Origin of the sequence: Microbacterium sp. BWR-S6Y (assembly GCF_041379845.1) — a bacterium.
Classification (GTDB): domain Bacteria; phylum Actinomycetota; class Actinomycetes; order Actinomycetales; family Microbacteriaceae; genus Microbacterium; species Microbacterium hydrothermale.
In genome coordinates this window covers 36,333-62,909 of sequence record NZ_JBFECV010000005.1, presented here as the reverse complement: position 1 = coordinate 62,909, position 26,577 = coordinate 36,333, and the positions used below count along the sequence as shown (strand labels likewise).

The 26,577-nt window shown below is 71.8% G+C and carries 19 protein-coding genes; 7 read left to right on the top strand and 12 right to left on the bottom strand.

Annotated elements, in window-relative coordinates; translation table 11 throughout:
- Window positions 1-42 precede the first annotated feature (42 nt).
- The 4 genes from AB1K56_RS11980 to AB1K56_RS11965 all read right to left on the bottom strand — a co-directional run bounded on the left by AB1K56_RS11980 (window position 43) and on the right by AB1K56_RS11965 (window position 7,216).
- On the bottom strand, window positions 43-1,242 hold the full coding sequence (locus tag AB1K56_RS11980) for a hypothetical protein (protein WP_371205833.1): 1,200 nt from the start codon (window positions 1,240-1,242) through the stop codon (window positions 43-45).
- Complete coding sequence (locus AB1K56_RS11975; RefSeq protein ID WP_371205832.1) at window positions 1,235-3,448, bottom strand: TOMM precursor leader peptide-binding protein; 2,214 nt, start codon at window positions 3,446-3,448, stop codon at window positions 1,235-1,237. The genes AB1K56_RS11980 and AB1K56_RS11975 overlap by 8 nt, the downstream gene beginning before the upstream one ends.
- Window positions 3,449-3,692: 244 nt before the next feature.
- Window positions 3,693-5,471, bottom strand: a complete 1,779-nt coding sequence (locus AB1K56_RS11970; protein WP_371205831.1) for an amino acid ABC transporter ATP-binding/permease protein — start codon at window positions 5,469-5,471, stop codon at window positions 3,693-3,695.
- Window positions 5,468-7,216, bottom strand: coding sequence for an ATP-binding cassette domain-containing protein (locus AB1K56_RS11965; RefSeq protein WP_371205830.1), 1,749 nt, complete (start codon window positions 7,214-7,216; stop codon window positions 5,468-5,470). Before AB1K56_RS11965 ends, AB1K56_RS11970 begins: the two co-directional genes overlap by 4 nt.
- Before the next feature lie 37 nt (window positions 7,217-7,253).
- Here AB1K56_RS11965 and AB1K56_RS11960 point away from each other — a divergent pair, with 37 nt between their 5' ends.
- From AB1K56_RS11960 to AB1K56_RS11950, 3 genes are all read left to right on the top strand, one after another.
- Window positions 7,254-8,351 carry a FecCD family ABC transporter permease gene (locus AB1K56_RS11960; protein ID WP_371205829.1) on the top strand — a complete coding sequence of 366 codons (1,098 nt, stop codon included), beginning with the start codon at window positions 7,254-7,256 and terminating at the stop codon, window positions 8,349-8,351.
- Window positions 8,352-8,373: 22 nt separating this feature from the next.
- Window positions 8,374-9,351, top strand: a complete 978-nt coding sequence (locus AB1K56_RS11955) for an ABC transporter substrate-binding protein (RefSeq protein ID WP_371205828.1) — start codon at window positions 8,374-8,376, stop codon at window positions 9,349-9,351.
- A gap of 196 nt (window positions 9,352-9,547) precedes the next feature.
- Window positions 9,548-10,273 (top strand): ABC transporter ATP-binding protein, encoded by a 726-nt coding sequence (locus tag AB1K56_RS11950; RefSeq protein ID WP_371205827.1) that lies wholly within the window; start codon window positions 9,548-9,550, stop codon window positions 10,271-10,273.
- A 266-nt stretch (window positions 10,274-10,539) separates the two neighbouring features.
- Here the strand turns inward: AB1K56_RS11950 and AB1K56_RS11945 are convergent, their stop codons facing one another.
- Window positions 10,540-12,687: an MMPL family transporter gene (locus AB1K56_RS11945; RefSeq protein ID WP_371205826.1), complete on the bottom strand. Its 2,148-nt coding sequence runs from the start codon at window positions 12,685-12,687 to the stop codon at window positions 10,540-10,542.
- 82 nt (window positions 12,688-12,769) lie between these two features.
- Here AB1K56_RS11945 and AB1K56_RS11940 point away from each other — a divergent pair, with 82 nt between their 5' ends.
- Entirely contained in the window at window positions 12,770-13,291 is a 522-nt protein-coding gene (locus AB1K56_RS11940) for a MarR family winged helix-turn-helix transcriptional regulator (RefSeq protein ID WP_136588218.1), read from the top strand.
- 153 nt (window positions 13,292-13,444) lie between these two features.
- The gene (locus tag AB1K56_RS11935; RefSeq protein ID WP_371205825.1) at window positions 13,445-13,852 is read left to right on the top strand and encodes an NUDIX domain-containing protein; all 408 of its coding nucleotides are present in this window, start codon (window positions 13,445-13,447) and stop codon (window positions 13,850-13,852) included.
- 169 nt (window positions 13,853-14,021) lie between these two features.
- On the opposite strand, the gene AB1K56_RS11930 is transcribed toward AB1K56_RS11935, so the two are convergent.
- From AB1K56_RS11930 to AB1K56_RS11900, 7 genes are all read right to left on the bottom strand, one after another.
- A complete protein-coding gene (locus AB1K56_RS11930) occupies window positions 14,022-15,509 on the bottom strand; it encodes an SDR family NAD(P)-dependent oxidoreductase (RefSeq protein ID WP_371205824.1) in 1,488 nt (495 codons plus the stop codon).
- 72 nt (window positions 15,510-15,581) lie between these two features.
- Window positions 15,582-16,742 carry an acyltransferase family protein gene (locus AB1K56_RS11925; RefSeq protein WP_371205823.1) on the bottom strand — a complete coding sequence of 387 codons (1,161 nt, stop codon included), beginning with the start codon at window positions 16,740-16,742 and terminating at the stop codon, window positions 15,582-15,584.
- A gap of 196 nt (window positions 16,743-16,938) precedes the next feature.
- Window positions 16,939-19,167 carry an alpha-xylosidase gene (gene yicI / locus AB1K56_RS11920; protein ID WP_371205822.1) on the bottom strand — a complete coding sequence of 743 codons (2,229 nt, stop codon included), beginning with the start codon at window positions 19,165-19,167 and terminating at the stop codon, window positions 16,939-16,941.
- Window positions 19,167-20,057, bottom strand: a complete 891-nt coding sequence (locus tag AB1K56_RS11915) for a carbohydrate ABC transporter permease (RefSeq protein ID WP_371205821.1) — start codon at window positions 20,055-20,057, stop codon at window positions 19,167-19,169. The genes yicI and AB1K56_RS11915 overlap by 1 nt, the downstream gene beginning before the upstream one ends.
- Window positions 20,054-21,016, bottom strand: a complete 963-nt coding sequence (locus AB1K56_RS11910) for a carbohydrate ABC transporter permease (RefSeq protein ID WP_371205820.1) — start codon at window positions 21,014-21,016, stop codon at window positions 20,054-20,056. The genes AB1K56_RS11915 and AB1K56_RS11910 overlap by 4 nt, the downstream gene beginning before the upstream one ends.
- A 56-nt stretch (window positions 21,017-21,072) precedes the next feature.
- Window positions 21,073-22,395, bottom strand: a complete 1,323-nt coding sequence (locus AB1K56_RS11905; RefSeq protein WP_371205819.1) for an ABC transporter substrate-binding protein — start codon at window positions 22,393-22,395, stop codon at window positions 21,073-21,075.
- Window positions 22,396-22,528: 133 nt separating this feature from the next.
- Window positions 22,529-23,545 (bottom strand): LacI family DNA-binding transcriptional regulator, encoded by a 1,017-nt coding sequence (locus AB1K56_RS11900; protein ID WP_371205818.1) that lies wholly within the window; start codon window positions 23,543-23,545, stop codon window positions 22,529-22,531.
- A gap of 265 nt (window positions 23,546-23,810) precedes the next feature.
- Between AB1K56_RS11900 and AB1K56_RS11895 the strand changes: the two genes are divergently transcribed.
- Both AB1K56_RS11895 and AB1K56_RS11890 read left to right on the top strand, forming a co-directional pair.
- Complete coding sequence (locus tag AB1K56_RS11895) at window positions 23,811-25,640, top strand: long-chain fatty acid--CoA ligase (RefSeq protein WP_371205996.1); 1,830 nt, start codon at window positions 23,811-23,813, stop codon at window positions 25,638-25,640.
- Window positions 25,637-26,572, top strand: a complete 936-nt coding sequence (locus tag AB1K56_RS11890) for a DUF1295 domain-containing protein (RefSeq protein ID WP_371205817.1) — start codon at window positions 25,637-25,639, stop codon at window positions 26,570-26,572. The genes AB1K56_RS11895 and AB1K56_RS11890 overlap by 4 nt, the downstream gene beginning before the upstream one ends.
- The last annotated feature ends 5 nt before the right edge of the window (window positions 26,573-26,577 follow it).

Genomic DNA, 26,577 nt, shown 5'->3' with positions numbered 1-26,577 from the left:
AACGGCCTTCGAGGAACCACGATGTCGAGATGCCGCCGTGATTCACCACCCGGGATAGGGCACCTGCACGAGCGCGGCATCCGTCGGCGCGATGCCGCGGCGCTGCGCCGCGGCATCGACGAGGGCGGGGTCCAGACGGAACGCCCCCAGCGGCAGGGGCACCGCCTGCGGCACGTGCATCCGGACGACACCGCCGTCCGGGGCGAGCGGCGCTGTCCAGGTCTCGACGGCGAGCGGAGGCCGGCCCGCCGCCGCGTCGTCCGGCGACTCGATCTCGAGCCGACGACGCAGCATCGCGCGCACGCGGGGATCGAGGGCGAGCTGCACGTGCGCGAGGGGGTCGAGGAGACGACGGCGATCCTCGGCGGTGTCGGGGGCGTACCGGCGATCGGCGCGATGCGCGACGACGCCCGGCCCCGTCACCGTTCGCGCGGGATCGTCGAGTGCGCGGGCCATGACGAGCTGCCACAGGGCCCGCGCGATCGCCGCACGCTGAGCCGCAGCGTCGTCTCCGCACGCTCCGCCCACCACGAGGACGTCGCCGTCGTCGACCGCCGCGAGGGTCGCGGGGGCGAGCGTTCCCCTCTCCAACCGACGCAACGTCAGGGCGAGGTCGGCATCTGCCCACAGGAGCGCGACCCCGGGGTCGAGCTCGAGCGATGCGGCGGGCACCAGTCCCGTCCACCAGCACCACAGCGCGTCGTCGGCGACGATCGCCCGCCATGCCTCACGCGATGCCGACGCCGAGTCGGCACCCGCGCCGAACCCTCCCAGCAGTGGGGGGTGCGCGAGAGGTTCATCGGGACGCGCGTCGATGTGCCGTGCGACGGCCGCGGTGTACGGCATCCATCCCTCCCGAGGTCCGCCGGCCCCGTCACGGTACGCCCGCACCCATAGTCGCGGGACATCGTCGGAGTCGGATGCCAGCGGGAACCCCGGTGCGGCTCTCTCGGCCGGGTCCACCCATCCCAGCGATCGCGGAGTCAGGACCGGGTCGCCCTCGGCTGCGAGGTCGCGCGCCGTCGCCCGCCGCGGGCGGAGCACACCGTGGTCGGCCGACCACCAGTGACGTCGGACGGCCCGATCGACGAGCCGGAGGTCGACCTCGTCGGCGAGGTCGACCACCACCGCCTGCGCGTCGACGCCCGGCGCGGCCGGCATCGCCACCTGCAGATGGTGGAACGCGGAGGGGAACGGAGAGGGATGCCGCAGGCGAATGGGTCGGGCGGTGAGATCACGCATGCGGAAGGGGGAAGAGATTGATCTCCGACTCGTCGAGAGGTTCATCGCGCCACCCCAGCTCGACGGCGATGCGCTGCACGCGGCCGTGCCCGAGGAACGGGAACGCAGCGGGCGCGTTTCCGATCGTGCCCGGCGCGATCACACGCACGACGGAGAGGCCGGTGCTCGCGATGTCCGGGGTGGTGATGTCGACGACGATCGGCTCCACGTCCGCCCGTTCGAGCGCCGCGATCATCGCGACACGCGAGCGCTCGGCCAGGTGCGGGATCGTCTCGAGCGCCCGTGAACCGGACGGCTCGAGCAGGGAGCGCATGCGTTCCCCGGCCCGCGGGTCGAGGTACACCTGCTGTTGCACCATGAGGTCGTCGCAGTCATGCATGTCGGCGCGGAAGTCGTCGAGATACCGCCGGTCGCGACGCCAGGGTTTGAAGGCCCGCCCGTTCAGCTCCCCCTCCGTCATGACCCTCCAGTGCAGACCGTCAGCGTGAAGAAGGTCGCGCGAGCCCTCCTGCAGCGTGAAGGCCTCGGTGAGCGCCTTGGATGCCGCGGAGGCGAAGTCCGGGCGCGCCGAGAACCCGACGTTGACCAAGGAATCGTCGTCGTCATGCACGATCGCGGCGGCGACGGGGACGCCGAACTCGTTGTCGAGATGGAGGAAGGATGCACGGGTCCCGGCGGCGAGCGCGGGCACCGTCATGTCCCGAACGCGCGGCAGCGACTGGGCGTTGAGCCACCACACCATCGTCGCGTGCCGTTCGACGATCTCTTCGATCGCGCTGGTCACGGCGAACTCCTCACCCGGACCGGCCGCGATGCCCGCGAACGCGCAGAAGTTCGTCGGGGGCGCGGCGGCGACATCGGCCGAATACCAGTTGACGTAGACGAGGGATGCCGGCACCCACACCTCCCGCCCCGTGAGCGCGGAGCGCCCCGGCACCCAGTGCACGCGCAGATCGGCGGTGAGCGGGACGAAGGGGAAGCCGGGGGCCGCGTACTGCCGCTCGCTGTAGAGCACGAGTCGACGCGGATCCAGGGCGGGAACACCAGCGCGCCGCAGCTCGGCGAACGACCCGAATCTCACCGGCAGCGTGTCGAGGATGTTGCCGCAGTAGCGTTCCACCGACTCGCCGACGGCGGACTGGTGCGCCGAAACGGCGTCGTCGAAGGCGGAGCCCTGGCAGAGCACGTTGTTCGCCCACGCGGTCACCGCGCGGATGTCCGCCACGTCGGCCTGACGGGTCACGAGACCGGCGGGCACGCGCTCGTGATGGCGCACGTCGCGGACGCGCGTGATCACCCCGGTGCGCTCGTCGACGAGGTCGGCGACCTCGTGCGGGCGATGGCGCGTGCGGCGATGCGGGAGCGGGAGCACCGGGTGGGCCACGTGCCGCACCCGCGCGTCCTCCATCCACAACTCGTGCACGACGTCGCCGGGTGCTCCGTCGTGTCCCTCTCGGGCGATCGCGTCGGCGGCGACGGCGGCCAGCTCCCACATCGCATCGAAGAGGGCGGGGAGCTCGGCGGCATCCGGGCCCTGGTCGCCCCCCACCGCGGGCGTGCGCAGGGCGCGATGCACCGCGGCGTTGCGAGCGGATGCCAACCGCCGGGCCGCGGCATCTTCGTACGAGGCCCCGACACCGGGGATGACGAGCGGACCGACCCACAGGCGACCGCGGGAGAGTTCGACCGCGAGCCACGGCACGCGGAGGTCGTGGCAGATGCGATCGAGATCGACGAACTCGCGTTCACGTCCGCCCCGCAGGGCGACGACGAGAAGACGGGATGCCGTGAACGCGGCCGTCGCGACCGTGCGGGGGGCGGCGACGGGAGCATCCCGCACATCGTCGTCGCCGCGCAGGCGGGAGCGGGCGGCGGCCACGACGTCGTCGTCGCCGGCGAGCACGGCGCGGACCGGCGGTCCCGCCGCGGGGCGGGATCGACCGCCGACCGACGCGGATCGGCCCTGCGGCTGCGCAGCGGCGAGGAGCGGGCGCAATCCCTCGGCAGCGGCGGCGAACTCGGCACCGACCAGGTCGTCGCGCCCCTCGTGCCACGCCCACACCATCACCTGGACGACCGACGCGGGCACATCGACGATGTGATGGCGCTCGCCCACGGTGACGAGGCTGCGGCGTTCGTCGAGCGGACGGATCTCGACTCCGGTGCGAGCGGGACGTGCGTCGAGCACGAGCGGGGTGGGGGTCACGGGGTCTCCTCGGCGAAGGGCAGGCACGGCCCGGAAGGGCGGGCGCAGGTGGAAGAACGCGCGGCAGGGGAGGCCACGGGCAGAGAGGACGCGCGGGTCCGGCAGGAGCCGGACCCGCGCGCGGGCGGTCAGGCCCAGGCGAACGACGTGGCCACGTGGCCGTGGTGGTTCGAGTTGGGAGCGAGCACCGACTCGGCGGCGCGCTGCTCCTCGACTGCGACGATCGTGATCTGCGACATGTGTGTCACCCCCTCTCCGGGTCTCGGTTTGCGGATGGGTCTTCGGCGGCTCCCGTCACGACGGCGCGGTACCGCGCCGAGCGCGCGCGCAGGTCGTCGTGCGGTGCGGTGTCGACGATGCGGCCGTCGTCGACGAAGAGCACGCGGTGCATCGCGCGCATCACGGTCGGGCGGTGCGTGATCGCGATGGTCGTGCGCCCGGCGCGGGAGCGCGAGAGCGCGGTCAGGAACTCGGCCTCGGTCGCGGTGTCCAGGCTCGCGGTGGGCTCGTCGAGCACGAGCACGCTCGGATCTCGCAGCAACGCTCGCGCCAGTCCCAGTCGCTGCCGCTCGCCGCCCGACCAGGCCGCTCCGCGTTCGGCGAGGACGGTGTCGAGTCCGTCGGGCAGTCGGCGCACGTGATCGGCGAGTCGCGCACGCTCGAGGGCGCTCCACAGCACCTGGTCCTCGGCATCCGGGGCGAGCAGATTGGCGCGGACGCTCGCGCGGAACACGTGCGGCTGCTGAGGGAGCAGCACCACTCGGCGGCGAGTGTCGGCCCCCGATTCCGCGGCGGTGTCGATGCCGTCGACACGCAGCGCACCCTCCGCCGCGAGCAGGCGGGCCAGCACCAGGGCGAGAGTGGTCTTGCCCGCGCCGCTGGGACCGACGACGGCGAGATGCTCCCCGGGGGAGATCTCCAGGTCGGCGCTGTCGAGCGCGGGAGCATGCGCCCCGGGATAGACGACGCCGAGGCCGACGGCGTCGACGGATCCAGGATGCGGGGCTTCGACCCGGGCGAGGCGCTCGGCGGTGCGCGACACCGGATCGAGCGGACGGACGTCGGGGGCGCGCAGGACGGCGGCGACGCGACGCGCGGCCTGGGCGGTCTCGCCGACCCGCGCGAGGGCGCCCGCCGCGATGGCGGCCGGACCCAGGGATGCCGTGGCGAGCACCACCAGCGACGGGGCGATCGAGGCATCCCCTCCGGTGGCCACCGCGGAGCCCACCATCAGCAAAGCCGTCAGCAGAACCACCACGCTCAGCGCGTCGGTGAACGCCTGCTCGACCCCCGCGCGCATCGCCAGGCCCCGGCGTGCGCGCTGCACCGCCCCCGTCTCGTCGGCGACCGCCCGCGCCTCGGCGTCGACGCGGCCGAGCAGGACCACGTCGCGCGCGGCGGACCGCGCGGCGAGCACGCGGGCCGAGACCCGGGCGAGGGCTCGTCGCAGCACCGCGCCCTGCCGCCCGGCGCGCCGCACGAACGACAACGGGACGAGCACCAGCATGATCTGCGCGGGAATGAGCAAGAGCCATGCGGGACCGAGGACGATCGCCGCTGCCGCATCGATCACCGCGCACGCGACCGCGCCCGCCGTGACCTGCGCGACGGTGTGCGCGGCGAACCACTCGAGGGATTCCACATCACCCATCGCCGCGGCCACCGTGTCTCCCATGCGGCGGCGGGCGAGGCCGACGGGCGCGAGGCGCGCGATGGTGCGGTGCACGTCGATGCGCAGGGCATCGATGACGCGGTAGGCGAGCACGTGCGCGAACCACTGCTCGCCCCACGAGGCGAGTCCTGCCCCCACGACACCGACGACCACGGCGATCACCCACCCGATCGCGGCGATTCGCGAGCCGTCGTCGGCTGACACGAGGGATGCCGCTGCGGTCACCGACAGCACCGACACGGCGACCGCGAGGAGCATGCCGACCGTCACCACGGCGACGACGCCGAGGAACAGCCCTCGACGCCTGCGGAGATAGGGCAGGAGGAGGGCGAGCGACCGCAGCGCCTTCATGCCCGCGCTCCCTCGGACGCGCGCACAGCGGCCCCGTCGACGCCCACGGGCGACTGCTCGGCGGCGAGCAACCGCGCATACGCCCCGTGCCGCGCGCGGAGCACCCGCGGATCATCGGCCTCCACGATGCGCCCGTCGACGACGACGATCACGCGGTCGGCGGCCTCGGCCACAGCGAGCCGGTGCGTCACCGCGACGATCGCGTCATCCGGATGAGCCGCCCGCAACGCCGCGATCAGGCGCGCCTCCGACGCGGGGTCGAGCGCCGAGGTGGCCTCGTCCAAGATGAGCACACGGCGCTGCTGCGCGTCGCCGCGGGCGACGGCGATGCGCTGACGCTGACCGCCCGAGAGCACACCCCCGCCGTCGCCCAGTGCCGTCCCGAGTTCGAGCGCCGTCTCACCGGTGCCGATTCCCGCGCGGGCGGCCACCGCCGCGGCATCGACCTCGCGCGAACCGGCGCCGAGGAGGATCTCGGAACGCACGTCCGCCGTGAACAGCGCCGGGTCCTGAGCGACGAGGGCGACGCGCGAGCGCAGCTTATCGGCCGTCTCGATCCTCATCCCCCCGAAAGAGGTCACGCCCCCCGAAATCGGGAGCAGCCCCGCCAGCGCGGCGGCGATCGAGGACTTCCCCGCCCCGGTGGGACCGACGACTGCGGTCAGCCCGGCATCGATGCGGAAGGTCGCCTCGGACACGGCATCCGTCTTCGCCCCCGGATGCCGCGCCCGAAGCCCCTCGACGACGAGCGGTAGCGCCACCTCGTCGCGGTCGATCTCCGGAGCGTCACGTCGACCCTCGTCCGCCGCGACGAGATCGAGCACGGCCGGGCCGGAGAAGGTCCCGAGATACCCCGCATGCCAGGCGGACGCGAGCTCGCGCAGCGGACGGACGAGCTCGATCGACAGCAGCACGGCCGCGAACATCGCGAAGGCGTCCAGCTCGCCGCCCCGCACGGCGACGAGGACGAGCACCAGGGCGGGGACCGCCGCCAGGGAGAACTGCGACAGGCCCGACTCGATGAGCGAGACGCTGAGCTGACGCAGCGTGCGCCGCAACAGCGTGTCGGACGCGGCGGCGAGTTCGCGCTCGCGGCGCTGCTCCTGCCCGAAGGCCACGAGGGTGGTCATGCCGTGCATCGAGTCGACGAATTCGGCGTGCAGGTCTTGATACGCCTCCCAGTGGTCGCTGCCCCGCTTCGCGAGGACGCGGTCCCACAGCCGCGGCGCCAGGGGCAGTGCGGCCGCCGCGGCGATCGCGACGACGCCGATGACCGGGTCGACCGCCACCAGGGCCGCCCCCACGCCGACGACGACCATTCCGGTGACGGCGAGCTGCGGCACGTACGACGACAGGTAGGCGTCGAGGTTCTCGACCCCGTCCACGACGGTGGCCTGGTCGCCCCCGCTGCGCCCCTCGGCGGGGCGGGTGGCGGCGCGCAGGACCATCGCGGCGAATGCGCGCGAGCGCAGGTCGCGCTTGACGGCATCCATCGCCCGGTGAGCCACGGCGGCGCGCGTGAGGGCGAGCGCGGGGCGCGCCAGAAGCACGGCTCCCAGAGCCAGAACCGCGGGGAGGAGCGCCGGATCGACGAGGGCGGAGCCGCGCAGCAACCCGGCGAACACCTGCGAGAGGAGCAGCGCCTGCGCCGCCCAGGTCAGAGAGATCGCGACGCCGACGGCCACGAGCAGCACGAGCGCGCCACGGTGCCCGCGCCAGAGCCGCAGGAGTCGAAGGTGCACCATGTCAATGCACCTTATTGAGAATGGTTATCATTACGGCATGACCGTAGAAGCCCCGACCGTCGACGTCAAGTCGAGCTCGCGGCGATCCCCGCATCGCTCCCGGTCGATCACGACGATCGCGCTGCTGTGCGCGGCGGCACCGGTCGTGCTGGTCATCGCCATCGGGCTCGGGCAGGTCGCCCTCTCTCCCGTCGATGTCGTGGACACCCTGGTCCGCGGCGCCCGTGGGGCCTCCGCGACCACGGATGCCACCCGCCTCGCCGACACCGTCGTCTGGCAACTGCGGGCTCCGCGCGCGCTGCTCGGCCTGTGCGTGGGCGCAATCCTCGCCGTCTGCGGGGCGGCACTGCAGGCCGTCGTCCGCAACGATCTCGCCGACCCGTACCTGCTCGGCATCACCTCGGGAGCCTCCCTCGGGGCGGCGACGGTGATCGCGCTGGGCCTCGGCTCTCTGGGCCTCGGCGCGCTCGTCGGCACGATCGGCACCTCGGGCGGGGCGTTCCTGGGGGCGCTGCTCGCTCTGGCGATCGTGCTCGTCCTCGTCGGGCCACGCCGTCGACTCGGGTCGGGCCGGCTGGTGCTCGCGGGCCTCGCGGTCGGCTACGCCCTGTCGGCCGTGACGAACCTCGTCGTGGTGCTCTCCGACAACCGCGACGCGATCCGGGCCATCACGTTCTGGATGCTGGGCTCGCTCGGACAAGCCTCGTGGGACGACCTCCCGCTCGTAGCCCTCGCGCTGGCGGCGGCTCTCGGCGTCCTCGTCATATGGGGACGACGCCTCGATGCCATCGGGCTCGGCGACGACGTCGCCCGCAGCCTCGGCAGCGACCCCGACCGTCTGCGACGCAACGTCGCTATCGTCACCGCGGTCGCCATCGCCGCCGCGGTCGCCGTCAGCGGCGCGATCGGCTTCGTCGGACTGGTCGTCCCGCACCTTGCCCGCGGACTCGTCGGCGCGACGCACCGCCTTCTCCTGCCCACGAGCGCCCTGCTCGGCGGAACCCTGCTCGTGGCCGCCGACACCCTCGCCCGCACGGTCCTCGCGCCGCGGGAGATCCCCCTCGGCATCCTCACCGCCCTCCTGGGCACCCCCTTGCTGCTGCTGCTCATCGCGCGCCGCTCCCGCGACGTCTGACCACTCACCCGAAAGGAACCCGATGCCCTCGCTGCTTCGACCCACCCTCGCCACCACCGTCCTCGTGGCATCCGCCCTCGTCGTGTCGGGATGCGCAGCGCCGGCGGCGAGCACCCCGGCAGCCTCCGCCGAGGGGGCGTATCCCGTGAGCGTCACCGACTGCGGCGACGAGGTGCAGATCGCGAAACGGCCCGAGCGCGTGCTCACGGTCGGCACGGCCGCCGTCGAACTGCTCGACGCCGCCGGTGCGAGCTCGGCGATCACCGCTCGCAGCGCGGAGTTCGGGGCCGCCCTGCCCGCGACGCTCGCCGCGCCGCCGTCCGACGACCTGATCCTCGACCCGGCCGACCCGACCACCGAGGCGATCGTGGGCGCGACCCCCGACCTCGTGTTCGGCTACGGCCTGTTCACCGCCGATCCCGCACAGGTGAAGGCGGCCGGCATCCCGGTGCTCACCGTGCAGGGCGAGTGCGGCCACGACGCGTCCACCGCGAGCGAGAAGGTCGACCTCGACACGATCACCGACGACGTGCGGCGCCTCGGGACGGTGTTCGGCACCGAGACGACGGCCGACGCCGCCGCCGACGCCCTGGATGCGCGCGTGGCCGCCGCGACGCGCTCGAGCAGCGGCGAGTCGGCCGCCTGGGTGTACTACTTCTCGTCGGAGGACCCGATCTCGGCCTACGGCGGCGCGGGCATCCCCGAAGCGGTGCTCAGCGGCGCGGGTCTGACCAACGTCTACGCCGATCAAAGCGACGCCTACCTCACCGTGTCGGCCGAGAGCCTGCTCGCGGCGCAGCCGTCGTGGCTCGTGCTCACCTACGGCCTGTACGGCGAGAGCGCGCAGCAGGCGCGCGAGAAGCTGCTCGCCGAACCCGGCATCTCCGACCTGGATGCCGTGAAGGCCGGCCGCATCATCGTGGTCGGGGCCGACACCTCGAGCCCGTCGCCCGCCGCGGTGACCGGTCTCGAACAGATCGCCGCCGGGACGAATGGCTGAGAACCTCCCCTCCGGCGCGCAGACGCCGGGGCGGAGGGGGGCCGAGTGGGGACCGACCCCCCGCACGGCCGGATCGGGCGGGAGCCTCGATCCGGCCGTGCCGAGATCGGCGTCACCCGCGGACGGGGCCCGCCCCGCCGGCGCGGCACCGGGCGGAACCGGCACGGGGCCACTGCTGGCCGCCGAGGAGGTCTCGGTGGCGCACGGGCGACGCCGAGTGCTCACGGGGGTCTCGCTCTCCGTCGCGGCCGGCGAGCGCGTCGCCATCGTGGGGCCGAACGGCGCGGGTAAGACCACGCTGCTGCGGACCCTCGCGGGGTTGGCGGCACCCGCCGGGGGAACGGTGCGGCTGCACGGGCGCGACATCTCGCGGCTGCGCGAGCGGGAGCGCGCCCGGCACCTCGCGTTCGTCGCCCAGGACGAGCACACCGATCTGCCTTACCGCGCCCGCGACGTGCTGCTCCTGGGGCGGACGGCGGGCCGCGGCGACTGGCACCGGTACGACGCCGACGACCACGCCGTGGTCACCGAGGTGGCGGAACAGTGGGACCTCGCCCCGCTGCTGGACCGCACGCTCGACGCCCTCTCGGGTGGCGAGCGTCGCCGCGTGCTGCTGGCCCGGGCTTTCGCGCAGCGCGCCGAGGCGCTGCTGCTCGACGAGCCGACGAACCACCTCGATCTGCGCCATCAGCATGCGCTGCTCGCGCACCTGCGAGACACCGGAGCCACCACCGTGCTCACGCTGCACGACCTCGATCTCGCCGCGGCCTACTGCACGCGGGTCGTCGTGATCGACCGCGGAGAGGTGCGCGCGGACGGCCCTCCCCGTGCCGCCCTGACCCCCGAGCGGGTGGCGGGGGTCTACGGCGTGCCCGCCGAGGTCGTGCACGTGCGGGGACGGGCGCGGCTCATCGTCGGGTAATCCGCCGATCGACAGCGAGCTTCCGCGGAAGGATCCGGCTGGAGAACGCCCGGCCGTCGCGGCTCACTCGACCGCCTCGGGTTCGGTCCGCTGATCGGTCAGCGACCGCGCGACGGCCTCGGCGACGCGGGCGTCTTCGGCCTTCTGGCGGCGACGGCGACGTGTGCGCAGCCACCGCCTCCCGACGGCAACGGCCCCCGCTCGCAGGAACGAGCGGGGGCCACGGACCGGGAGGGTGTAGGGGGCCAGCTCCCGGCCCGCGGGTCTCAGCCGACGCCGACCCCCGCGCGGCGACGGCGTCGAGTGCGCGGCTCGGAGGCCTCGACGTGCTCGGGCACTGCGTCCTCGAGAGCGGCGGCTTCGGCATCCGTCACCTTCGGCTTGCGGGGCCACCAGAAGCGGTCTCCCGCGATGAACGCCATCGCCGGCACGATGACCGTGCGCACGAGCAGGGTGTCGATCAGCACGCCGATGCACACGATCACGCCGATCTGCGTGAGGGTGATCAGCGGCAGCACTCCCAGCACGGCGAAGACCGCGGCCAGCAGGATGCCGGCGCTGGTGATGACCGCTCCCGTCGCGGCGAGCGCGCGGATCATGCCCTTCGTGGTGCCCAGGGTGCGACTCTCTTCCTGCGCGCGGGTGACGAGGAAGATGCTGTAGTCCACGCCCAACGCCACCAGGAACAGGAAGCTGAACAGCAGCACGTTCGTGTCGATCGCGGGGAAGCCGAACAGCGGGGTCTGGAAGAGCCACCAGGCCGCTCCGACCGCGGAGAAGAAGCTCGCGACCACCGCCAGCAGCAGCAGGATCGGGGCCAGCAGCGACCGCAGCAGGATCACCAGCACGATGAGCACGAGCACGAGGATCAGCGGGATGATCAGGTCCTGATCGCGCTGCTGGGCTCCGGCGACATCGAGGGCCTGCGCGTCGAGACCGCCGACGAGCGTCTCACCCGAGCCGATGCCATCGAGATCGGCGCGCATCCGCTCGATGGTCGCGAAGGCCTCGGGCGTCTCGGCCGCCGACGACAGCGTGACGTCGATGCGCGCCCAGTCGTCGGTCTGCTCCGCCAGACGCGCCGAGTCGACGCCCTCGATCGCGCCCGCCGCCTCGACGACCGCGTCGGCATCGGCCACGGAGGTCACGACCGTCGCGGGAGAGGTGGCCCCGGCCGAGAACGCCTCGGCGAGCACTTCCTGCCCCGCCACCGCCTCCGGCTTCTCGCGGAAGCGGTCGTTCTGCGACAGACCGGTCTGCACGAAGAAGAGGCCGCTCGCGAGGGCGCCGAGCACCACCGCGCCGGTGAGGGCGACCACGACCGGGCGCCGGGAGACACCGCGACCGAGCTTGCCCCAGGGGCTGCGCGAGATGGCATCCGGGGATCCGAAACGCGGGACGTACGGCCAGAACAGCCAGCGTCCGAACAGCACGAGCGCTGCGGGGAGCACGAGCAGCGCGAACGCCATCGCCACGATAATGCCTACGGCGCAGGCGAGACCGAGCGCGCGGTTGCCCGACAGCTCGCCGAGCAGCAGGGTGGCCAGGGCCAGGGCCACGGTCGATCCGCTCGCGATGATCGCGGGGCCGGCTCCGCGCACGGCGCGACGCATGGCCTCGCGGCGGTCTTCGGCGAGGCGCAGCTCGTCGCGGTAGCGCGCGATGAGCAGCAGGGCGTAGTTCGTTCCCGCGCCGAAGACCAGGACCGACAGGATGCCGGTGATCGAGGCGTCCAGCTGCACGCCCACCGCCGCGGCGACCCGGCGCGCGACGATTCCGGCCGAGGCATCGGCGGTGCCGATGACGATCAGCGGCACGAGCCACAGCCAGGGGCTGCGGTAGGTGATGAGCAGCAGCACGGCGACCACGATGACCGTGGTCAGCAGGAGCGTGAAGTCGGCGCCGTCGAAGACCGCCGCGATGTCGACCTCGAAGCCCTCGGGTCCGGTGAGGTAGGTGCGCACGCCGTCGAGACCGTCGGCGGCGAGGGTACGGATCTCGGCGGCGCGCTCGGCCTGGGCCTCGACGTCGGATTCTTGGGCGAGGGGGACGATCATCAGCGCGACGGAGCCGTCGTCGGAGAGCTGCGCCGGCGGGATGAAACCGTCGGGCGTCAGGTCGACCAGCTCGCCGAAGGCCTTCTGCTGGATCGCGGCGACGGTCTCGGCCGGCAGGGCCTCACCGTCGTCGGAGGCGAAGACGAGCAGGGCGGAGGTGCTGTCGGCGTCGGGGAAGGTGTCGAGCACCTTCTGCACCTTGACCGACTCGGCGGAGTCGGGGAGCCCGCTGGAGGGAGCCGTGTCGCCGGTGGCGCCCGAGCCGAGCGCGAAGAGCGCGGCGGCGCCGGCGAACGCCACGACGAGCACGATCCACGACGTGCGGGCCGAGGTGAGGAAACGGAGGAAGCCGGTCATTGAGGGGCCTTCGCTAGATTCTGGAGTATCTCGATTATCGAGATACGAGAAAGGTAGCCCAATCGCGCGTAGAGTGCCAGTCATGGAAGCATCGGATTCTTCCTCCACCCCCCGCACCGTCGGCGGTGTTCCCGTGGCACCCACGCGGCGTCCGACCGCGCTCGTGCGCGACCTGTTCACGGCCGGCTCGGCGTTCGAGAAGTCGCTGCAGCGCGAGCTCGCGGTCAACCCCACGGGCCTGGATGCCATGGGGCACCTCGTGATGTCGGGCCCGCTCTCGCCGGGCGAGCTCTCGCGCCGCCTCGACCTCACGACCGCCGCGACCACCGCCGCGATCGATCGCCTCGTCGACCTCGGTCACGTGACGCGCACCCCGCACCCGACCGACCGGCGCAGCGTTCTCGTCGTGCCCACCGACGCGTCGATGGCGCGCGCGATGGGCCACCTCATGCCGATGATCGCGGGCGTCGACGCGGTGCTCGACGACTTCAGCGAGGAGGAGCAGGCCGTCATCACCCGTTACCTCGAGCGCGTGGTCGACACCTACGGCCTCCCCGCCGACGACGGCACCCGATCGATGGCGATCCCCCGCACGACCCACTGAGGCCGGGCGGCCGTCCCGGGCGGCCGGCGTCCACCCCCGGCGGCCGGCGCCCGCCCCGCGCGGCCGGCGCTCGCCCCGCGCAGCCCACCCCGCGCCGACGCACGGCGCCGACGGACCCCCACGCACCCCCCGCGCGACTGCTAGCGTGCGGGAGTGCTCCCGGATGCCGCAGCCCCCCGCCGGATCCGCGTCTCGGCCGCCGTCATCACCGACGCCGACGGACGCCTGCTCGTCGTGCGCAAAGCGGGAACGACCGCTTTCATGCAGCCCGGCGGCAAGCCCGAACCGGGCGAGCACCCGGCGCAGACCCTCGCGCGCGAACTCGCCGAGGAGATCGGCGTGCACGTCGACCCCGACGCCCTCGAGCCGCTCGGCGAGTTCCGTGCATCCGCGGCCAACGAGCCGGGCTTCGAGGTGGTCGCCGACGTGTTCCGCGTCGACATCGGCGACCAGCAGCCGACACCGGATGCCGAGATCGCGGAGCTGCGCTGGATCACCGCCGCCGCGGCATCCGGGCTCGAGATCGCGCCGCTCGCGCGGGAGTACTTCCTCCCCGCCTGACGCGCCGCGACGGCGCCCCTTCTCGCGCGAGATCACACGATCGGCGCGAGATCACAGCCACCGACCGCGACCGATCGTGCGACCTCGAGCCGATCGTGTGATCTCGCAGCACAACCCCGCCGCGGCTGCGCCGCGCCCGCGCCGCGCTGCGCCGCGCGCAGTGCGCGGATCACCAACTGCTCTTGCGGTAGTCCTTCAGGAAGATGCCGAACAGGTCTTCGCCGGCCTCGCCGCGCACGATCGGGTCGTACACGCGGGCGGCTCCGTCGACGAGGTCGAGCGGAGCGTGGAAGCCCTCCTCGGCCAGACGCACCTTGGTGAAGTGGGGGCGTTCGTCGGTGATCCATCCGGTGTCGACGGCGGTCATCAGGATGCCGTCCGACTCGAACATCTCGCGGGCGCTCGTGCGCGTGAGCATGTTGAGCGCCGCCTTGGCCATGTTCGTGTGCGGGTGGCCGGGGCCCTTGTAGCCGCGGCCGAACACGCCCTCCATCGCCGAGACGTTGACGATGTACTTGCGCTTCGCCGTGGATGCGGCCATCGCCGGACGCAGGCGACTGACCAGCAGGAACGGCGCGGTCATGTTCGCCAACTGCACCTCGAGCATCTCGAGGGGTTCGACCTGGTCGACGTGCTGCGTCCAGCTGTTGATGCGGTCCTCGTCGGGGATGAGGCCGCCCGCGTCGATCGCCGTCCCGGTCATCAGTCGCTCGAGCGACGACGATCCCGCCGCCATGGCCTCGGCGGTCAGCTCGTCGGCGGTGCGGGCGGCGGACGCCAGGATCGGGTGCGACGACACCGACTGCGCGAGGGCGAGCGGGTGCGCGTCGTTGGTGTGCCCGAAGGTGACGAGCTCGGGCAGCGGCCCGTCGGGGAGCGGTGCCAATTCGGCATCCACCAGGGGTTTGTAGGCACCCGGCGAGCGCCGCACGGTCTGCGCGGCGTTGTTGATGAGGATGTCGAGGGGACCATCGGATGCCACCGACTCGGCCAGTCCGATCACCTGGGCCGGGTCGCGCAGGTCGATGCCCACGACCTTCAGCCGGTGCAGCCAGTCGGCGCTGTCGGGCAGCGACGAGAACCGACGCACCGCGTCGCGCGGGAAGCGCGTGGTGATCGTCGTGTGCGCGCCGTCGCGCAGCAGCCGCAGCGCGATGTACATGCCGATCTTGGCGCGACCGCCGGTGAGCAGGGCGCGCTTGCCGGTGAGGTCGGTGCGGGCGTCGCGCTTCTCGTGGCTCATCGACGCGCAGTCGGGGCAGAGCTGGTGGTAGAACGCGTCGACGAGCGTGTAGTCCTGTTTGCAGATGTAGCAGGCGCGCGCCTTGATGAGCTCCCCGGCGAACGGCATGGCGGTTCGCGCCTGCAGGGGAATGCCGCGGGTCTCGTCGTCGATGCGATCCGGGGCGCCCGTGGCGGTCGCGGCCACGACCGCGCGGTCGGCGTCGGCGATGCGCTGACGCTTCTCTTTGCGCGACTGGCGCTTGACGTCCTTGTAGAGCTTCCCGGTCTGGCGGCGCAGGGCGATGTACGCGGGGTCGTCGTGGTCGAGCGAGGAGGCGGCGTCGATGACGCGCAGCGCGATCTCGAGCTCGTGCGGGGCGATGGTGGTCGACCGCGCGGCATCGCGGTCGGGGTTCAGCAGTGTTTCGGGCACGGGGCAGTGTACCGAGGCCTTGCTGAACGACCGGTGGGCCCGGGCGTGTCGCGAGCGGCTCCGCCCTGGCGCCTAGCGGGCGATCTCGACCCCGGCCGGAGCCGCCGTGCGCTGCGTCCGGGCACGGTCGTACCGCAGCAGCCAGCGCTGCGCGGGCACCTCCACCAGCCTGTGCATCACGAAGGCGAGGGCGAGGGCGATGCCGAACGCGGCGAGCGCGAGCAGCACGGCCCGACGCCACGGGAGCTGGGGGTGTCCGTCGGGCCAGGCCGACGACACCGCGGCGATGACCAGCAGGTGCACGAGGTAGAACGCGAACGACACGCGGCCGAGCTCCTGCCAGAGCGGCCGCGCGAGGAACGTCGACGACCGGTGCGCATCGGCCGAGGCCAGCGACGCGACGAGCAGGGCGAAGGCGCCGACGGTCATCGCGAGGCCCGGGTGCACGTCCGTGCCGGGCAGGGTGGGCGCCTCCGACAGCGCGTACCCGAGGATCGCCAGAGGGAGCACGAAGCGCAGGCGGGGCGGCATCCATGCCCCGCGCTTGACCAGCAGCGCGAGCGTGACGCCGATCACGAACTCCGGCAGGCGCAGGAGAGGGGTGGATGCCGCCGACATCGGCACGGGAGAGAGGGCGGCGATCTGCGGGGCCAGGGCCACCAGCACCAGGGAGGCCCCGACGACGATCGTCTGCGCGCGGGCGGAGAGCCGGACGAGGGGCCGGATGAGGAACGGGAAGCTCAGGTAGAAGAACGCCTCGCACACGAGCGACCAGCTCGCCGGGTTTCCGGCCTGCCACCAGTCGGGCACCCAGCCGTTGACCAGCAGGACGTTGGCCGCGAGCGGTGCCGCTGCGTCGGTGCGGATCTCGGGCACGAGCGTCGCCGCGGCGACGAGCGCGAGCCCCACGCCCACCAGGTGCAGCGGATAGATGCGCGCGAAGCGGTGCCACCAGAACGAGCCCGCGCTCTGCTGCGGCTTGTGACCCCAGGCCAGGACGAACCCCGACAGGATGAAGAAGAGCGTGACGCCGGTCTTGCCCGCCTCGAACACGAACGCCCAGACGTCACCGGCGGTGCCGCCGAAGTACTCGACCGCCATGAGGTGGTGCCCGAAGATGAGCATCGCCGTGGCCCACCGGAGACCGGTCAGCGACGGCAGGTGGCGCGCGGCGATCGGGCGGGGGGACGCCGGCGCCCGCGTCTCGACGCGCGGGGTCGTCAGGGTGCTCACGGTCGTCCCCTCCCGTCTCGACGTCGTTCTTCTCGCGCGGGCGCTTTCCGTGTGCTCGTCGACGGCGTGTTGGGGGGCCGACCTGGGCACGTGGAGTCGCGCAGACCGGGTCAGACGGTACTGGACCGGGTTGAGGAGAAGCCTGAGAGGGGTGGGGGCTTGACGGCTCGGCGATGCCCCCACCCCGGTCGGCCCGCTACCCCTCCGTCACCTCCGCCCGGTCCACGCGGAACGTCTCGCTGCGCCCGTCCGGCGTCGTCACCGTCACCTCGGCGACACCCTCACCCCCGGGGAACACCCGCAGACGCAGACCGTCGAGGTAGTCGTAGTCGGGTCGGTCCTCTCTCGCACCCCACGGCACGACCGCGCCCGGCCGCACGTACAGCGGCATCGAGTCGAACCCGTGCGTCTCGTGTCGCCACCCGCCGCCCGTCACGCGTTCCCCGGACAGCAGGTGCGTCCACTCCCCCGCGGGCAGGTAGAAGGTCGCGTCCCCGGATGCCGAGAACACCGGCGCCACGAGCAGGTCGGGGCCCAGCATGTATTGGCGATCGAGGTGCAGCGTCGTGGGATCGTCGGGGAACTCCAGCGCCATCGGGCGCATGACCGGGACCCCGGTGACCGTCGCCTCCCGCGCGGCGGCGTAGAGGTAGGGCATGAGCCTCATCTTCAGGCGGGAGAAGAGTCGGGTGACGTCGACGGCCTCGTCGTCGAACGCCCACGGCACCCGGTACGAGTCCGAGCCGTGGAAGCGGCTGTGCGACGACAGCATCCCGTAGGCGATCCAGCGCTTGAACACGGCCGGGTCGGGGGTGCCCTCGAATCCGCCGATGTCGTGGCTCCAGAACGCGAAGCCGCTCCACGCGAGCGAGAGGCCCCCGCGCAGGGTCTCGGCCATCGACGCGAACGTGGAGGAGTTGTCGCCGCCCCAGTGCACGGGCATGGTCTGCCCGCCGGCGGTGGCCGAGCGGGCGAAGAGCACGGCCTCGCCCTCGCCCCGCTCTTCGACGAGGACCGCGTGAACGGCCTCGTTGTAGAGCTGCGCGTACAGGTTGTGCATCCGCTCGGGGTCGGTGCCGTCGTGGTAGACCACGTCGGTGGGGATCCGCTCGCCGAAGTCGGTCTTGAAGCAGTCGACGCCCTGAGCGATGAGGCGCCGCAGGTGCCCTTGATACCACCGCACGGCATCCGGGTTGGTGAAGTCGACCAGCGCCATGCCGGGGACCCACAGGTCCCATTGCCACGGCGATCCGTCGGGCCGGCGCACGAAGTAGCCGTTCTCGACCCCCTCGGCGAAGAGCACGGAGCGCTGCGCGATGTAGGGGTTGATCCACACCGACACCCGCAGGTCGCGCTCATGGAGGCGTCGGAGCATGGCATCCGGATCGGGGAACACCCGTTCGTCCCACGTGAAGTCGGTCCAGGTGAACTCGCGCATCCAGAAGCAGTCGAAGTGGAACACCGACAGCGGCAGGTCGCGCTCGGCCATGCCGTCGATGAACGAGGTCACCGTCTGCTCGTCGTAGTCGGTCGTGAACGACGTGGTCAGCCACGTGCCGAACGACCACGCGGGCACGACCGGGGGTCGGCCGGTCAGGGCGGTGTAGCGCTCGAGCACGTCCTTCGGGGTGGGGCCGGCGATCACGAAGTACTCCAGCGCCTCACCCGAGACCGAGAACTGTACGCGCTCGACGTTCTCCGACCCGACCTCGAACGAGACGTGGCCGGGGTCGTTGACGAGCACGCCGTATCCGCCCGAGGAGATGTAGAACGGCACGCTCTTGTACGCCTGCTCGCTCGAGGTGCCCCCGTCGGCGTTCCAGATCTCGACGGTCTGGCCGTTCTTGACGACGGGCCCGAACCTCTCGCCCAGGCCGTACACCGCCTCGCCGACACCGAGGTCGAGCTGCTCGTGCACGAAGAAGCGCGAGGCCGGGATGCCGGTGTCCGCGCCGGCGTTCGAGATGACGCCCGCGTCGACGTCGGCGTCGGCGGCCAGGCTGACGCGCCCCACGGACCGGTGCCCGCTGCCGGTCACGCGCGTGCCGTCGACCTCGAACGACAGGTCCCAGGGCGCGCCCGCCGCGATGCGCGCGGTCAGCCGCCCGGCGCGGAGCGTGCCGTTCTCCACGTCGACTGAACCCCCACCGACGCGGGCGCCCGGAAGAGCGAAGCCTTTCGCGCGCCCGGTTCCGTCGTGGTGCACGATGCGCACGCGCACGATCCCGTCGAGAGGCGACGAGAGCGTCACGGTCAGCACCGAACGGTTGAGGACGTCACCGCGCTTCGCGATCACCTTGGTCGGGGCGTGCACCACGAGGCCGGGTCCGTCGGGGGTCTCGACCCGGTCGATGTCGTACGCCTCGGCGGCGTAATCGACCGTGACACCCGGCCTCATGAGCCAGAAACCATCGGTGAACTTCATTACTTGACTGCTCCTGCCGTGATGCCGCGTGTGAGCGTGCGCTGGAAGATGAGGAAGAAGATGAGCGTCGGGACGATGCCCAGCAGGGCCGAGGCGCTGATGGTGGTGACGTCCATGAGCCGGTCGCCCTGCAGCACGCTGATGGCGACGGGCACGGTCTGGTTGTCGTTGGATGCCAGGAACGTGAGCGGAATGAGGAACTCGTTCCACGTCCAGATGAAGAAGAAGATCACCAGCACCGACAGCGTGGGACGGCTGATGGGGAAGACCACCCGCCAGAGGATCTGCCAGCGGCTGGCGCCGTCGATCGCGGCGGCCTCGAGGATCTCGCGGGGGAAAGTGCCGTAGACCGACGACAACAGGTACGTGCCGAAAGCCGCCTGGATCACGGTGAAGACGATGATGACCGAGAGCAGGTTGTCGTAGAGGCCGACCGACTTGAACATGTAATACAGCGGGTACAGCAGCGCCTCCTGCGGAAGCAGGTTGGCCATGAGGAACAGCAGCACGATGCCCGTGCGACCGCGTACCCGGCCGATGCCGATCGCGAAGGCGTTGAGCATCGAGATCAGCACCGCGAGCACCGCGACGACGCCGGAGATGAGGATCGAGTTGCCGACCTTGCGAGGGAAGTCGACGCGGTTCCAGAAGTCGACGATCCCGCCGAAGTCGAGTTGCTGCGGCAGGGCCAGAGGACCCGAGGTGGCGTAGTCGACGGGCGACTTGAACGAGTTCACGAGCACGAGGTAGAAGGGCGCGAGCACGAGCAGCGCGCCGACGATCACGAGCGCGAGCAGCAGCCAGTCGACGGGACGACGTCGGGTCATGCCGCCGCGGGCTCCGCGACGCGGCGGGCGCCCGCCGGTGGTGATGACGGCGGTGGCGGTCACAGTCCGGCCCTTTCCTTGCGTTCGAGGGAGTTCTGCACCCGCACGAACACGATCGACACGATGACGACGACGATGGTGAGCACGGTCGCGATGGTCGCCCCGTAGCCGACGTTGCGCTTGGTGAAGAACTCCAGGTAGGCGTAATAGGCCGGGACGATGGTCGAACCGGCCGGCCCACCCTGCGTGATGACGTAGACCGGCCCGAACACCTTCAGAGCGGCGATGGTGCACGTGAGGGTCACGACGAAGATCTCGGGACGGATGATGCTCACCATGATGGCCGTGAAGCGCTGGAACCAGTTCGCGCCGTCGAGCTCGGCCGCCTCGTACAGTTCGGGATCGACGCGCTGCAGGGCCGCCATGAACACCACGACCGGGTAGCCGATCTGCACCCAGACGAGCACGACCATCAGCACGATGAGCGCCGAGGGCATCTGCCCGAGCCAGTCGTAGGAGGGCAGTCCCAGGCCGCGCAGCATCTGGTTGAGGGCTCCGGTGTCACCGGGGCGCACGATCCAGCCGATGACGATGCCCGCGACCGCGATGGGCAGGATCTGGGGCAGGTAGTAGGTGGCGCGCAGGAAGCTGCCGACCTTGCCGCCGAACTTGCGCCCCACGACGTCGAACAGGAGGGCGGCGACCGCCAGGCCGATCACGGTGGGAACCACGACCATCGCCAGCACCATCCACACCGAGTTGGCGAAGGAGGTCCAGAAGTCCTCGTCGGCGAGCAGCTTCGTCCAGTTGTCGAGCCCGATGAAGTCGGGGTCTCCGACTCCGCGCCATCTGGTGAAGGTGAGGAACACGTTCCACACCAGCGGGACGATGACGATCACCAGCAGGAGCACGAAGCCGGGGAGCAGGTACAGCCAGTATCCGGCGGTCCCTCCGCGACGTTGCGGGATGGCCGGCTGTTCGGGTGGCAGCGCCACCTTCGCCGGGCGGGTCAGAAGAGCCATGAGCGATCTCCAGGTCGAGGGGACGGGGGCGGCCTTTCGGCCGCCCCCGTCGCGGGTCAGCGGAAGTCCGCCGTCCCGTCGTCGTACTTCGCGCCGAGGTTGGCGTTGGTGGTCGCGGCATCCTGAGTACCGGTCACGAGACCCTGCAGCTCCTGCACGAGGACGTCGTAGAAGCCAGGCGCGGGCCAGTCGGGGTAGAACGAGAGTCCGTCGTCGGCCAGGACGCCGTTGAAGGTGTCGATGAGCTCCTTGCTCTTGGCATCCGTGATGTCGGCGGTGTCGGCTGCGACCGGAACGCCGCCGTTGTTGCCGATGATCGCCTGGATCTCAGGGCTCATCGTGATGTCGATGAACTCGTACGCGAGGTCGTGGTTCTTCGAGCGCTCGGGGACGACCCACAGGTTGCCCGACGATCCCAGCGACAGCTTCGAGCCCGGGAAGACCGCGAGCGACCAGTCGAACCCGGCCTCCTCGGCGAAGCGGCCGTACCACCACGACCCCGACACGAAGATCGGCGACGAGCCGTTGATGAACGAGACGCCCGCGTCCTCGGCCTTCACCGACGAGACGTCCTTGGCGATGTAACCCTTGGCGACGTAGTCGGAGAGGGTCTGCGAGGCGTAGTCGACCTCGGGGCCGTTCCAGTCGACGGGGTTCTTGTACAGCTGGTAGTCGTCGACCCAGGAGCGGTCGGCCTTGGTGAGCGCGAGCTGGTACCAGAGCTGGCCGAGCGGGTATTCGGCACCCGCCTCGGCGAGAGGGGTGATGCCCTTCGCCACGAACGCGTCGAGCACCTTCACGAACTCGTCGTAGGTGGTGGGCACCTCGAGGCCGGCCGCCGCGAAGGCGTCGAGGTTGTAGTAGACGCCGACGAACTCGCCGTAGTTGGGCACGCCGTACCAGGTGTCACCGCCCATCACGCCGTCGGAGGAGTACTTCGCCGTGGTCTGCAGCGAGGGGGCGAGCTTGGCATCCCAGCCGTATTGGGTGACCGCTTCGCTGATGTCGGCGATGAGTCCGGTGCTCGCGAGGAAGCCGGCCGTGGCGTTGCCCTTGTTGAACTCCATGAGGTCGGGGGCGGCGTCGGTGTCGAGCACCTGGCTCGCGGTCTTCTGGATCTGCTCGAACGACTTCTCCTCGACCTTCACCGTCGCTCCGGTCTTCTCCTCGAAGATCGGGATGGCGGCGTTCCAGGCTTTCGCCATCGCGCTGTCGGCCCCCTCGTAGTGCCACAGGGTGAGGGTCTTGCCCTCCCCGTCGGCGGAGCCGGAGTCGCCTCCTCCGCCGCTGCATCCGGCGAGGGTGAGGGCGGCGACGGCGATCGAGCCGATGGCCGCGAAGGTTCGGGTCGCGCGTCGTTGTGCGGGGGTGCGTGCCATCGTCGGCACTCCTTTCACTGTGTCCGCTGGGTCGTCGGTGTCCGCTAGCGGTGGCGGTGTCCCGCCGGTGTCGAAGACTGTCGAAGCGCTTCGATGTTGGGCGACGAGACGGGTGTGCGGTTGTGGATGGGATTCAGGAGGAGGGAGGCGCGGCCACGGAGCCGCGATCCAGATAGGTGGGGGCGATGAGGTGGAGGCCGGATGCCACGGGGCGGCCGGCGATGAGCTCGATGGCCAGGTCGACGGCGAGCTCGCACGAGCTCTGCGGCACGAGCGGGATCGAGTCGATCGGAGTGGGTTGAGCGTCGGTGTCGAAGCTGCTGCCGACCGACACGATCGAGACGTCGGAGGGGACGCTCTTTCCGAGCGCCGCGAGCTGGGCGAGCACGACCTGCAGCACCTCCTCCGGCGCGTGCAGGACGATGCCCGTCACCCCGGAGTCCACGAATCGGCGCACCGAGCGGCGCACGTCGTGCCGGTCGACGACGACGGCTCCGGATGCCACGGCCTCGGCGGTCAGCCCGCGCTCGGTCGCGCGCTGCCTCACCGCGGCGCGCACGCGCGCAGGGAAGTTCGACTTCTCGTAGGCCCGTTCGGATCCGCCGATGAGACCGACCGCGCGGTGACCGGCGTCGGCGAGGCGATCGACCGCGTCGATCGAGGCGCGCTCGAAGTCGAGATCGACGCACACGAGTCCCTCGTCGTCGTTCGGGATGCCGACGAAGATCGTCGGGGTCGCGCTCGCACGGGCGATCTCGACCCGCGCGTCGTCGGGGGCGACGTCGAGCACGAGGATCGCGTCGACGAGGCCGCTCGCGGCGACCCTCTTCATGCCGGCCGAGGCGTCTTCGTCGGTGAGGAGCAGCATGTCGTACTCCTTGCGCCGAGCGGCGACGGTCATGGCGTGCATGAAGGACATGTGGCTCGGTGCGTGCGAATCGGCGCGGAGCGGCTCGGACAGCGCGAAGATGTTCGTCTGGCTACCGGCCAGCATGCGCGCACCGGCGTTGGGGCTGTAGCCCAGCTCGTGCACCGCCCGCTGGATGCGCCGCCGGGTCTCGGCGGAGACCGGGCGCTTGCCGCTCAGGGCGTACGAGACGGTGCTGATCGACACGCCCGCGGCACGGGCGACCTCGTCGATCTTGGCCATACCGACTCCTTCGTTGCTGTGTCGAAGCGCTTCCGAGAAGCGCTTCGACAGCCACGGTAGGCGACGGCGGTCGGGAGCGCAAGGCTTTCGTTGGCTTCGGCAACAAACCGGTGCGGCCCTTCGCCGTCGTCCGAGCGCCGCCACCCCGCCACGCCCGACCGCCGCGCCCCATCCGATCGCGCGCCCCTTCCGAATAGATTCATCGGTGACGCACACCGCGCACCGCGGAGCCCCCGCCCCGCACGATCCGCCCCGGAAGGACGAGATGCGCGAGTCGCACACCCCCGCTCTGGCGTCGCTCGACGCGTACGCCAACGTCACCGACCTGCTGGTGCGTCGCGCGGCGGAGGCCCCCGACCACGTCGCGTTCGAGGTCCCGCCCAGCGGCTCTGCAGGCTCGAACGCCTGGACCCCCGTCACCACCGCCGCCTTCCTCGCCGAGGTGCGCGCCCTCGCGAAGGGCCTCGTCGCGGTGGGTCTCGCCCCCGGCGACGCGGTCGCGATCATGGCGCCCACCCGCTACGAGTGGGCGGTGGCCGACCTCGCCACCTGGTTCGCCGGCGGCGTCGTGGTCCCGGTGTACGAGTCGTCGTCGGCATCCCAGGTCGAGGCGATCGTCGCCGACGCGCGCATCCGCGTGGGCATCGGCGGTGCGGACACCCACGTCGCGCTGCTCACCGACGCCCTGGCATCCGCCGACGACACCGTGGGCGTGTGGGGCATGGACGATCTCGCCGCCCTCGCCGGCCGCGGGGCCGCCGTCTCCGACGAGGAGCTCGAGCACCGCCGCACCCGCGCCGGGCACGAGGACCCCGCGACGATCGTGTACACCTCGGGCACCACCGGCGAGCCGAAGGGCGCCGTGCTGACGCACGCGAACTTCCTCGGGCAGGTGCTCAACATCGCCGCCGCCTACCGAGAGGTGGTGCACCCGGCGGGCAACACGATCATCTTCCTTCCGCTCGCGCACGTGCTCGCGCGCGGCCTGCAGCTGATCTGCATCGCGAGCGGCATGCGCATCGCGCACCTCGCCGACCCGGCCGCGGTGGTGCCGACGCTCGCGACGCTGCGGCCGACGTTCCTCGTCGTCGTGCCGCGCGTGCTGCAGAAGATCCAGGCCGCGGCCGGTGACAAGGCCGCGGCGAAGGGCCTGACGGGCGTGTGGGCGCGGGCCCGTTCCACGGCGATCGCCGCCGGGCGTCTCGCCGAGCTCCAGGATGCCGGCACCCCGCGCCGCGCCTCGCTCGGGCACCGCGTGCGCCACGCGGTCTTCGACGCCCTGTTCTACCGGCGCCTGCGCGCGGTCATGGGCGGTCGCGTCGACTACATGCTCTCGGGTGGCGCGACCCTCGACGGCGAGCTGTCGCTGTTCTTCCGCGGACTCGGCGTCCCGGTCATCGAGGGCTACGGCCTCACCGAGACCACCGCTCCGCTCACCGGCAACCTCCCCGGTCGCATCGCCTCGGGCACCGTGGGCCTGCCGCTGCCGGGGTCGACCGTGCGCATCAGCGACGAGGGCGAGGTGCTCGCGCGCGGCGTCGGCGTCTTCGCCGGGTACCGCGATCCGAAGCACGACGGCGAGGCGTTCGTCGACGGTTTCTTCCGCACCGGCGACCTCGGCCGCCTCGACGACGCCGGCCGGCTCGTGCTCGAGGGGCGCCTCAAAGACGTCATCGTGACCTCGAACGGCAAGACCGTCGTCCCGGTGCGGTGGGAATCCGCCGTCGAGGCCGACCCGCTCGTGCAGCACGCCGTCGTGGTCGGTGAGGGCAAGCCGTACCTCAGTGCCCTGTTGATCCTGGACGCCGAGCAGGCGGCCGCGTGGGCGGCATCCGCCGGTCTGCCCTTCGATGCGCGGACGCCCGACGGTCTGCGCGCCGTGGACGAGCCGCAACTGCACGCGCACCTGCAGCGGGCCGTGGATGCCGCGAACGCGCTCGTCGCGCGCAGCGAGCAGGTGCGGCGCTTCGAGCTCGTCGTCGCCGACCTCGACGACCGCGAGCTCGTCACCCCGACCCTGAAGATCAAACGCCGCGTGGTGGTCGACCGCGCGGCCGACACCATCGAGTCCCTGTACCGAGGAGCCCCGTCATGACCGCCCCCGTCCCCTCGTCTTCGGGCTCGCCCGCGAAACAGAACCGCTCGGCGCTGATCGCCGTGATCGTCGCTGCGCTGATCGGCGTCGGACTCGCCGTCGCCGGGAGCTTCTCGGGCGCCCGGGTGGGAGGCGTCCCCGTATTCGCCGTCGCCGTGATCGCGGCGTACGTGATCCAGTTCCTCGTGTTCATCCCCTCGGCGCTGCGCCGCACCGAGCGTTTCTTCGACCTCACCGGCAGTGCGACGTTCATCGCCGTCTCGGTGGCGGTGGCCCTGCTCGCACCCCAGCAGGACGCGCGGGGGTGGATCCTCGCCGCGATGGTGATCGTGTGGGCGGCGCGCCTGGGCTCGTTCCTGTTCGCGCGCGTGCACCGCGCGGGCTCCGACGGCCGGTTCGACGAGATCAAGACGAAGCCGCTGCGCTTCCTGCAGGTGTGGGCGATCCAGGGGCTCTGGGTGTCGCTGACCGCCTCGGCCGCGTGGATCGCGATGAGCGCGGATGCCACCGCCCGTTCGCCGCTGGACGGTTTCGCGATCGCGGGCATCGTCGTGTGGATCGCCGGCATGGTGTTCGAGGTCGTCGCCGACCTGCAGAAGCAGGCGTTCCGCGCCGACCCGGCGAACAAGGGCGAGTTCATCCGCACGGGCCTGTGGTCGCGCTCGCGCCACCCCAACTACTTCGGCGAGATCCTCGTCTGGGTCGGCGTCTTCCTCGTCGCCGCTCCCGTGCTGCAGGGCTGGCAGTGGGTGGCGGTGCTGTCGCCGCTGTTCGTCATCCTGCTGCTCACGCGGGTCAGCGGCATCCCGCTGCTCGAGAAGCGCGCCGACGAGAAGTGGGGCGATCGCGCCGACTACCGCGCCTACCGCGACGCGACACCGGTGCTGATCCCGGCGCTGACGGCGCGCGCGAGCGCGGTGTCGCGGGGGTAGCCTGG

What these genes read in the sequence shown, in the direction of transcription:
- AB1K56_RS11900 (WP_371205818.1), bottom strand. Translation starts at nt 23,545, where the DNA reads ATGGCCAAGATCGACGAGGTCGCCCGTGCCGCGGGCGTGTCGATCAGC.
- AB1K56_RS11970 (WP_371205831.1), bottom strand. Translation starts at nt 5,471, where the DNA reads ATGAAGGCGCTGCGGTCGCTCGCCCTCCTCCTGCCCTATCTCCGCAGG.
- AB1K56_RS11945 (WP_371205826.1), bottom strand. Translation starts at nt 12,687, where the DNA reads ATGACCGGCTTCCTCCGTTTCCTCACCTCGGCCCGCACGTCGTGGATC.
- AB1K56_RS11905 (WP_371205819.1), bottom strand. Translation starts at nt 22,395, where the DNA reads ATGGCACGCACCCCCGCACAACGACGCGCGACCCGAACCTTCGCGGCC.
- AB1K56_RS11940 (WP_136588218.1), top strand. Translation starts at nt 12,770, where the DNA reads ATGGAAGCATCGGATTCTTCCTCCACCCCCCGCACCGTCGGCGGTGTT.
- AB1K56_RS11910 (WP_371205820.1), bottom strand. Translation starts at nt 21,016, where the DNA reads ATGGCTCTTCTGACCCGCCCGGCGAAGGTGGCGCTGCCACCCGAACAG.
- AB1K56_RS11955 (WP_371205828.1), top strand. Translation starts at nt 8,374, where the DNA reads ATGCCCTCGCTGCTTCGACCCACCCTCGCCACCACCGTCCTCGTGGCA.
- AB1K56_RS11965 (WP_371205830.1), bottom strand. Translation starts at nt 7,216, where the DNA reads ATGGTGCACCTTCGACTCCTGCGGCTCTGGCGCGGGCACCGTGGCGCG.
- AB1K56_RS11980 (WP_371205833.1), bottom strand. Translation starts at nt 1,242, where the DNA reads ATGCGTGATCTCACCGCCCGACCCATTCGCCTGCGGCATCCCTCTCCG.
- yicI (WP_371205822.1), bottom strand. Translation starts at nt 19,167, where the DNA reads ATGAAGTTCACCGATGGTTTCTGGCTCATGAGGCCGGGTGTCACGGTC.
- AB1K56_RS11890 (WP_371205817.1), top strand. Translation starts at nt 25,637, where the DNA reads ATGACCGCCCCCGTCCCCTCGTCTTCGGGCTCGCCCGCGAAACAGAAC.
- AB1K56_RS11895 (WP_371205996.1), top strand. Translation starts at nt 23,811, where the DNA reads ATGCGCGAGTCGCACACCCCCGCTCTGGCGTCGCTCGACGCGTACGCC.
- AB1K56_RS11960 (WP_371205829.1), top strand. Translation starts at nt 7,254, where the DNA reads ATGACCGTAGAAGCCCCGACCGTCGACGTCAAGTCGAGCTCGCGGCGA.